8 protein-coding genes are annotated in these 9,150 nt (G+C 29.7%); all 8 read right to left on the bottom strand.

The window, feature by feature from the left end:
• Nucleotides 1-3,089, bottom strand: a 3,089-nt coding sequence (locus tag BMW96_RS13325) for a family 20 glycosylhydrolase (protein WP_092356944.1), incomplete at its 3' end; no start/stop codon positions are given.
• 695 nt (nt 3,090-3,784) lie between these two features.
• Nucleotides 3,785-4,087, bottom strand: a complete 303-nt coding sequence (locus tag BMW96_RS13320) for an IS3 family transposase (RefSeq protein WP_092356941.1) — start codon at nt 4,085-4,087, stop codon at nt 3,785-3,787.
• A 154-nt stretch (nt 4,088-4,241) separates the two neighbouring features.
• Entirely contained in the window at nt 4,242-5,267 is a 1,026-nt protein-coding gene (locus BMW96_RS13315) for a tyrosine-type recombinase/integrase (RefSeq protein WP_162207461.1), read from the bottom strand.
• The gene (locus BMW96_RS13310) at nt 5,257-6,219 is read right to left on the bottom strand and encodes a tyrosine-type recombinase/integrase (RefSeq protein WP_157796106.1); all 963 of its coding nucleotides are present in this window, start codon (nt 6,217-6,219) and stop codon (nt 5,257-5,259) included. The genes BMW96_RS13315 and BMW96_RS13310 overlap by 11 nt, the downstream gene beginning before the upstream one ends.
• Nucleotides 6,212-7,414, bottom strand: coding sequence for a tyrosine-type recombinase/integrase (locus tag BMW96_RS13305; protein WP_092356932.1), 1,203 nt, complete (start codon nt 7,412-7,414; stop codon nt 6,212-6,214). Before BMW96_RS13305 ends, BMW96_RS13310 begins: the two co-directional genes overlap by 8 nt.
• Nucleotides 7,415-7,504: 90 nt before the next feature.
• Entirely contained in the window at nt 7,505-8,149 is a 645-nt protein-coding gene (locus BMW96_RS13300) for an IS3 family transposase (protein ID WP_092356928.1), read from the bottom strand.
• Nucleotides 8,110-8,832 carry a helix-turn-helix domain-containing protein gene (locus BMW96_RS13295; RefSeq protein WP_092356925.1) on the bottom strand — a complete coding sequence of 241 codons (723 nt, stop codon included), beginning with the start codon at nt 8,830-8,832 and terminating at the stop codon, nt 8,110-8,112. Before BMW96_RS13295 ends, BMW96_RS13300 begins: the two co-directional genes overlap by 40 nt.
• Nucleotides 8,833-8,959: 127 nt before the next feature.
• Nucleotides 8,960-9,150, bottom strand: a 191-nt coding sequence (locus tag BMW96_RS14280; protein WP_177165857.1) for a hypothetical protein, incomplete at its 5' end; no start/stop codon positions are given.

Raw genomic sequence — 9,150 nt, 5'->3', positions numbered from 1 at the left:
TTTCCTTCTACTAACTCTGCTGTTGAATCTACTAGATCTTGTAATTCAGTCTTGTCACCTTTTAAGAATTCTAACATATGCATTGCTACTGATAATCTTGCAAATGATGCATCTACTTCTTCTTGTGTTGCATTATCATTAGCTAAGATAGTTCTTGCTTCTTCTAATGCTGCATTGAATTCAGTTACTACTGCTGGTACTACTTTATCTAATTGTTCTTCTGTTACATTACCTGCCATTTCAACTGCAATTTGTAATGCTGTTTTATTTACTTCAACAGTTACTGCATCTTTTAAATCATTAATTGCATTTTGTAGATTTGTTTCTTCTGTTTCTGTATCAGTTCTTCCAGCTACATAAGCCTTTTGTGCTTCTATTAAAGCATCAACTAAATTTGACACTGACTCAGTTGTCTTACCTTCTATATCTACATTTTTTGCCTCATTTATTAAATCTCTTAATGTATTGTCTTCTTGAGTTTGTTCAAATGTAAAATACACTTCAGAAATTTGATACCAGTTTGCTTTATTTACAGTTAATACGATTCGTACATATTTAACTGGTGTTTTTTCAAATGTAACAGTTGTATCTAATTCACTACTACTTATACTTCCTACAGTTGTCCAATTTACCCGATCTCTAGAAATCTGAATATCAGCACCACCTAACGCATCATTTCCAACATCACTTGGCTGAACAACTTGTATACTTGACATATTAACTTCTTTTGCAAATGTAAAGACAATTTCTTTATCTACTACCTGATTATTATTAAACCAACATTTTGTTAATGTATCATTGTCCAACATTTTATCATAGCTATATTTATTACTTGGATAAACTCCTACAGAATAATAATTATCTGTAGCACTTACACTTGGAACATTGCCATCAGGAAGCATTAAATTATCTTTAGCTGTCTGAATTGCTTCTAAAGCTTCATTCATTTTTTCAATTGTTAATTCACTACCATATAAAACACTGTTAGCATTAGCAACAGCACTTTGATATTGACTATATCCAGATACATAACCATTATTTTCAAGCGGATAATTAACTTCAACATATAATGGATAATATTTTAATTCAACAGCCTTATTTTTAGCACTAACTAAATCAGCTAATGCATTATCTACTGCTAATTGTCCACTAGCCTCGTTTAAATAAACTTCTTTAGCCAAATCATATGCTGTTCTATAATCACTAATTGTTTCTTTAATATAGTTATCAACAACCAGTTTATTATTAACTTCATTTGCTAAGTCTGTTTTATCACAATAAATTTCATAAGTTAGAGTAATAGTTATGTTATCTTGATATACCCCACTTAATGAATGGCTTGCCTCTTTAAAACGATAACCATAAAGATCTTTAGCTTCAAAGTTATATTCATTATTTTTTAAACCATAAAATACTTCGTCATTAGCTATTTGATTATTAAAAGTATCAACATATTTTAAAGTTACAGTTGCACTTTCCCCTTCATAATAAACAGCACCTGGTTCTGGTAATTCTTCTTGATATCCTGGAGTTCGCCCAATTTTATCAACAGCACTTGTAAATTCACTATATGTAGGCATTGAATCATTAGTATTCCATGATTTATAAGCAGTTGCACGTGTGCGATAGAAAATATTATTTGCTACCTGTTGTGCAGTCATATAACTTGGTGTATCACACCAAATAGCATACGATCCTCCTAAAACATAATCAGGATATGGTTCTTCAAAAGTTTGTGTTGTTCCTGATAATGTTGGGAATTTTCCTGGAGTCCATTCATTATAAATTACATCACCCTCTGGGCAAGCGTTATTTTGCCACCACCATGATAATACATAATACATATATACATCTGAATAATTGATAACTTTATTACCATTTTGAACAAATTTTTCAACTGATGCACAATTAGAAGGTCCAGACCAATAGCATATTTCAATATCACTATCTAAAGTATATCCACTGTAATCTCCATATAATAAACCATCATTCCATGCTCTTGGAATCATTCCATTATCTTTTACAATTTTTGAAATATCATTAAAGTATGTCATGATTTGTGCATATTGATCATTACTAAATCTTGAAAAGTTTGCTAAAAACTCATCTCCACCAATATTAAAATGTTTACATCCTGCTTCACCAAAGAATTCGATAAATTCGGTCATTAATTCTACTAAAAATTCACGTGCTTCAGGATTAGTAAAAATATTGAAACATTGTGATCTTCTATCATCACTTGGAAATAAAGAACTACAACTATATGAAGATGGTAAATATCTAAGAACAGCTCCTAAATGTCCAGGAGAATCTAATGATGGAATTACTTCAATATGATAGTCATTAGCTACTTGAATAATTTCTAACATATCTTCCTTTGTTAAATATTCACCATTTTGATATGCAAAGCCGTCTATAGCTTCTAGTGTATCACTTTGTAATCTAAATCCTTCATTTTCAGAAAAATGAATTTGAATTGAATTATATTTTTGCCAAGATAAATCTTTAATTAATGAAATAATCCATTCTTTTGAAAAATATTTTCTTGCACAATCTAAATGCAAAGAACGTTCACCTACATCAGGATAATCTAGAATTGTTCCTTGTTTTAATACATTATCATTGACCTTTAACATTTGAATTACTGTCATCAAACCATAATAAACGCCAATTTCATCTTTTGCAGTTACTATTATTTTATCATCAATTGTAATTTTATAGCTTTCTTCTTTTCCATTTAATTCATCTACATCAGCCATTTTTACAACAATATCATTAGCAGCCATCCCATCTTCATTTCCAAAAACAATTACTGGAGCCTGTGTTAAAATATTAGCAGCTAATAAATGAGAACTTGTTAATTTTAAATCTTTTAATAAAGTTTCATTATTTAATGTTTTTTCATCTGCAATTACATATAATCGGCTTTCACTTCCAATAGTAAACTCATTATCGTCTTTTTGATAACTTTGTACATTAGGATAAGCCATTGGATTTTCATTTGCTTTTACATTTACACTAAAACCAAATATTCCTGTTAATATTAACGCCAATGATAATCCAGCTTTAATAAATTTTTTTCCTTTCATTTACCTTTCACCTCATCTATTAAATATCCCAACCCTTTATAAAACTAAATATCTTTTCCACCTCATTTCCAGTTAATAAATCATTGCTAGTTAAACACAAAAAAGACCATATTATCCCTAAAGATAAATTATGGTCTTGCCTGCTTAAAGTAACAACCCAACTTTATAGTATTATTATAAACATTTTTTATTAAACTGTCAAAATACTATTTCATTTTTTTAATATTAATACCAGATTTTTACTACTTAAAAAACCTTTATTCTATTTAAATTCTTTTTTCAAAACATATTCTCTCTTTTATCAAGCAAAAAAATCAACTTTTCAATATTTAATATCTTATCTCCTACCTATTTTTCACAGTTTCAGCTACAATAAACATACTTCAGTATTTCTTTATTTATACTTATCTAATAATAACATAATTAATATTTCACTTTATGAATTGGTAATTCTATCTCTGTACATGACATATAAACTTCTACAACTTCTTTTGAAAGTTACATAACCATTTTTGTATTACAATTTCGTCTTTGAATGTTTTTTCAACCTTTTTAATTCTTATGAGTATTTCATCATATATTAATTTAAAATCCTTACTTTCAATAAAATAATATAAAAAACGTTTAAATAGAATATGATCCAGTCCCAGTCAAGTGGACACACAAAATAAATAAAATAGATGACCCAATTGGTATTACGCTGATTGGGTTTTTAAGTTGTTTAGTAATTCATGATACTTTGCTATTCTTGGATTAAATGCAATCGGATATTGTTTAGGCTTTACTGTATTCATAGCTTCCATTCTTATTTCCATTGGTGCTTTTGAATTATAACGTTCTTGATAACGCTGGTAATTATAAAAATTTATATAATTACCAATTGCCTCTATTAAACTTTCTTTGTCATATATCTCATACATCTTATACATCTCTGTCTTGATTATCCCCCAAAGTCCTTCTGTTGGTCCATTATCCAAACAACATGCTACTCTTGACATAGACTGTATCTGAAATACAGGACTCGTGTATTGATAACCTCGATCACTGTTATACTGAATTCAGTATAATTCAGACTATGCCGAAGAAAAAACTATACCGAAGTTTTGATAACGGTATAGGAAAATACTTTAATTCTTCGGTATAGTATTCTTATTAATCAAGTGAATATAGATCTTTAATATTATTAGATTTAGTCCATAGTTTTTCTTCAGTTATTGTTCCTACATGTGATTTATTTAACGCCTCTGACATCATTTCCAATGTTGCGAATGCGTAAAAACCAGAAGTTGTTGACATGCTTTCATGACCAAGAATCTGCATTATAAATGGTAATGGAACTCCATCTTTATACAGGTCCATCGCTTTTGTTTTACGTAACATGTGACAGTGGACTCGATCTGGAACAAGGTCACATTTTTCTTTAGCTATTTTAGTTGCACGTTTTAAAATTAACGCAATACTATCAGTAGAAAGTTGATGTGGTTTGTTATCTAAAAACGAATAAAACAAGTACCCATCTTTTGATTCTTCATGAAATTCCGTCAAATAGTTTTTTAGATGTAAAACTGTTTTGTTTGTAAGAGGAACATTTCGTATTTTTCGTCCTTTTCCTATAACTGTCATGTATGGATTACGAACATCCAAATGCAGTGATGAAACTTTCAAATCAGCTATTTCCTGAACACGACATCCTGAATCGTACATCAATATAAGTATCATTCTATTGCGTCTATGTTTTGATGTATCTCTGCTAAACGCTGATAATATTGCTTTTGTTGCTTCTGGTTTTAGATATTCTATAGGATTTTTAGTGATCTTCTGACCTTTTATGGTACACGCATTGTTGTAGAACACCCTAAGTTCAAAATCTTCTTCTGAACAGTATTTTAGAAACGATTTTAATGCAGTCATTCTTAAATTTATAGTCTTCGCTGACGCATTTTTGTTTTTCAACCAAACTATATAATCTTTCATATATTCTTTTGTAAATATATTGAATGTTACTTTATCATTAGTTATATCTTTTTCATCATTGATAAATGAAAGATATAATTTGATTGATATTCTATATGATTCTACTGTTTTATCTGATAGGTTTCTTACAAGTGGCATGTATTCATGCAAAAAACTACGAGCCAACTTCCAAAAAGAAGAGTCTTGATTACGATTATACTTCATATTCATCCACCTCTGGAATCAATTCATTGCTTGAAGATGATAACTGATTATACTTAGGAAAAAAATCAGGAATAAGATGAAGATAATAATATGTGCTTTCTAAATTAGAATGTCCCATATATGTCATTAGGTATGGGAGTTTAGCGAATACGTTTTCACCATTTGCTGACCATTTCAAAAGATTTTCACACGCAAAGTGATGTCTTAAATCATATGCTCTCGGTTTTATTTCGGTCTCTTTTCTTAATCCAGCTAAATCCCATATTTTATTAAAATATAACGAAATTGAGTTTGAAGAATAATATTTATCAATTTTATCAGAAAAGTAATATTTTCTATTTGGAATAATGTTATTCATTAATGAATCATATTTTTCAAAATAGGCTTTTGATTCTTTACTTATAAATAATCTTCTATCTCGATGTGCTTTGGAGCCTATAATATCAATATAGCCCAAATCTAAATGGACATCTTTTGTTTCTAAAACACGTGCTTCTTTACATCTTGCACCAAAATAATATAAAAAACGGAATATGGCTGGTAGAATAAGAGATTCTTTAAGTGTTGATGCACAACCTTTATATAGCTCAATTTGTTGAAAGAATTTATGGAGTTCTTCATTAGAAAAAAGATATACGTTTGCTTTATATCTTACAGATTTATATTTGTCGCATAGTATATAAGATTTATTATCAATACTATTGAGATATCTACCAAATTCTCTAATGTATGACATATATCCCATGTCTTGTGAATGAGTGCGTTCCTTCAATTGTTGAACCCAGTTTTCCACTACTTTTTTGTCCAGATAATCATAGTTGCCATTTACTAAATTGTATTTATCAAAGTTATGTAAATAATACTCTCCTGTTTGATATGAAGCACCTACTGAATGCTTGAACATAAGAAATGATTCAATGTTTGTGCTTAATTGACTTTTGAACTTATTCATACAATTCACCATCCATTCCAATTTCCTTCATTGATAGAACGCATTCCTTTAATTTTTCTGAATCTGTAGAGATATAAACATTTGTAGAATTAGGATCGGAATGACCGAGTATGGCAGATATTGTACCAAGTGATACACCACTTCGTACAAGTGATGATGCTGTATTATGTCTTAAAAAATGTACACCAAAAAATCTATTATCCATTGGAATATCAGCTAGATTCATGATTTTACGGACTACCTGATAACATGCTGAATGATCAACGAGTGAATTATATGGTGGGTAATGGCTAATAAAGATATTATCGCAATCACTTTTTTCACGCTCCAAGGTTATATAGAGAAACAATGCATTTCCAATATCAGTACAAAGTGGTAACTTAACTGCATTACCTGTCTTTGATTGTATAAATTGAATACAATCATTTTCCCAGTTTATATCAGTTAGTTTTAAAGTTACAATGTCGCATGCTCGCATTCCTAAAACATATCCTAATAAGAAAATTGCTTTATCTCTAATTGTTACTTTATCTGAATTTAACACATTTTGAATTCTCATTTTTTCGTCATCACTTAAAACAGATATTATCTTTTTTGTTCTTGGTGAACGGATACCTTTGATTCGTTGAAGTAAATCAATTCTATTTATGAATTGAAGATAAGAACGTAAACCACATAAAGCATGTCTTTGACTATCAACATTTATTGTAGATAGATACGAATAAATTAATTCAATAGATAAATTATCTATGTGATCTAAATCAGTCTTAGATAAGTAATTTAAAAACATATAAACATCGTAGCTGTAATTATGTTTTGTTGAATTTCTTAAATCCTTTTGATATATATACGATTTGTAATTGTTGTATTCATTTTGAAACCTTATTTGTGGATCATCAAATTTCATTCTCTGTTTAATTACCAATTCAAAGTAACCATTATCTAAATAAAAATTTAATAATCTTGTCACTCGTCCTCTGTCAAAATATCGATGGGCACTAAAATGTCCATCAATATAAATATCTTCCGCATATTTATTACCCAATTCGATGGTGTAATCTCTTGTGCCATGTGTCTCACAAAAACGTTGCAGTACTTTTAGTTCTCTTTCATATTTAGCCAATGTCGATTCTTTGTAATGGCTTTTTCTCAAGAAAGTTAAGAGTTCTTGAGATAAAAAAATGATATTGTTCATAATCTTGTCCTCCTATGATTAGACAATATCAATTAATAACTTTTGTGGGAACACTATACCGAAGAATTAAAGTATTTTCCTATACCGTTATCAAAACTTCGGTATAGTTTTTTCTTCGGCATAGTCAGAATGAAATAGAGGATGTGCTTCAGGATTCTGTTCAACTGCCTGCCTGAATGTATTTTGTACTAGTATATTATCATTTCGTTCACGAATCTCCCATGCAATGATGCAGCGATCATATAAATCCAAGAATACACTGAGATATAGTTTTTCTGTAGAATGAGGTACTTTAAATTCCGTTACATCTGTTGTCCATTTTTCATTAGGGGTAGATGCTTCAAATTCACGATGCAGTATGTTTTCAGCTTTCTGATCTGCTTTATTAGATACTGTACAGCCAGTTCTGATTCTTCGTATCCTGGAATGAATACCAAGAATATTCATAATTCTGCGAATACGTTTTATGTTATAGTTCTTTTTATAATTACGATTGATGAACATGCGCATTCTTCTATATCCGAGAATACCTCCATATTTTTGATGATATTTTTTTATAATCTTTGCTAATTCCATATTTTCCTGTTCATTTTCAGGAACAGATCGATTTAACCATTTATAATACGCTGAGCGTTGAATGTTTAACAGTTTACACATCCATTGGATGCTATAATTCTTAGTTTCATGAAGCTCTTTCACAGCCAGGTATTTCGCTTCGTTTTTCGTTTTTGACAATATCGCCTCCTTTCGATTTCCTTCACTTTTTTTAAGAGTTCATTCTCCATTTCTTTCTCTTTGAGCTGACGTTCAAGAATCTTTACTTTGCGTTGCAGGATTTCTGTTTCACTTAACTGTTCTGCTTCTTTACGCTTTCCACGTTTATCTGCAAGACCTTCTTCTCCAGAGTCTGAATACTTTTTGATCCACTGATATACTTGTACATAAGAAACATCAAATATTTCAGCTGTTTCTTTATAATTTTTGTTATGTGCTAAACAATACTTCACAATTTCAATTCGTTCTTCATAAGTTGTTTTTCTACTGTGTTCTTTCATATAAACCTCCGGCTTAGGATCATAATCCTTAAGTACTTCAAGGTTATTATACTTGATAATCCAGCTGTATACAGTAGAATATGCAGGAATATCGTATTTAACTGCAAGATATTCTGGTGTTCCTTCTCCACGTAAATACGCTTCTACTATTTCTTGTTTGAATTCCTTTGTGTATTTTCTGTTATGTGCTTTTGGTTGGAAAACATTTGATCCATATTCTCGATACTGATTAATCCATCTCCTTATCGTTTCTGTATTAATTCCATTATCTTTTGCGAGTCTTCCCAGGCTTTTTATTCCATTTAAATATTGCTCACAGATAAATACTTTTTCTTCAACTGATATTTTTGGTTTTCTTCCCATTAAAAAAATTCCACCTCCATAGACACACTTTTGTTTTTTTTATGTGTCTACTTTAGTGGAATCATATCAATATTAAACGTTTTTTTATTTTTAAACTATAAAAATTTTATTTACTTTATAATCACAATTAATTATATTTCTTTTTCTTAAGGCAATCAATTGCAGTTAATGATGCTAATAATCCTAATGCACCAATCATATTAGTTATATCTCCAGTTTTTACACTTGTTGTATCTCCTGGTTTTACTGGTGTACTAGTATCTACTGTATTTCCTGGTTTTGCTACTAATCCTTCTATTGCTTTTGTTAAAGCTTTCT

Source organism: Thomasclavelia cocleata, assembly GCF_900102365.1.
Lineage (GTDB): Bacteria > Bacillota_I > Bacilli_A > Erysipelotrichales > Coprobacillaceae > Thomasclavelia > Thomasclavelia cocleata.
The sequence above is the reverse complement of the archived record's forward strand: the minus strand, read 5'-3'. Positions and strand labels throughout refer to the sequence as shown.

Coding starts and splice junctions, on each gene's coding strand:
- BMW96_RS13320 (WP_092356941.1), bottom strand. CDS start 4,087: ATGTCAAGAGTAGCATGTTGTTTGGATAATGGACCAACAGAAGGACTT.
- BMW96_RS13315 (WP_162207461.1), bottom strand. CDS start 5,267: ATGAAGTATAATCGTAATCAAGACTCTTCTTTTTGGAAGTTGGCTCGT.
- BMW96_RS13310 (WP_157796106.1), bottom strand. CDS start 6,219: ATGAATAAGTTCAAAAGTCAATTAAGCACAAACATTGAATCATTTCTT.
- BMW96_RS13305 (WP_092356932.1), bottom strand. CDS start 7,414: ATGAACAATATCATTTTTTTATCTCAAGAACTCTTAACTTTCTTGAGA.
- BMW96_RS13295 (WP_092356925.1), bottom strand. CDS start 8,832: ATGGGAAGAAAACCAAAAATATCAGTTGAAGAAAAAGTATTTATCTGT.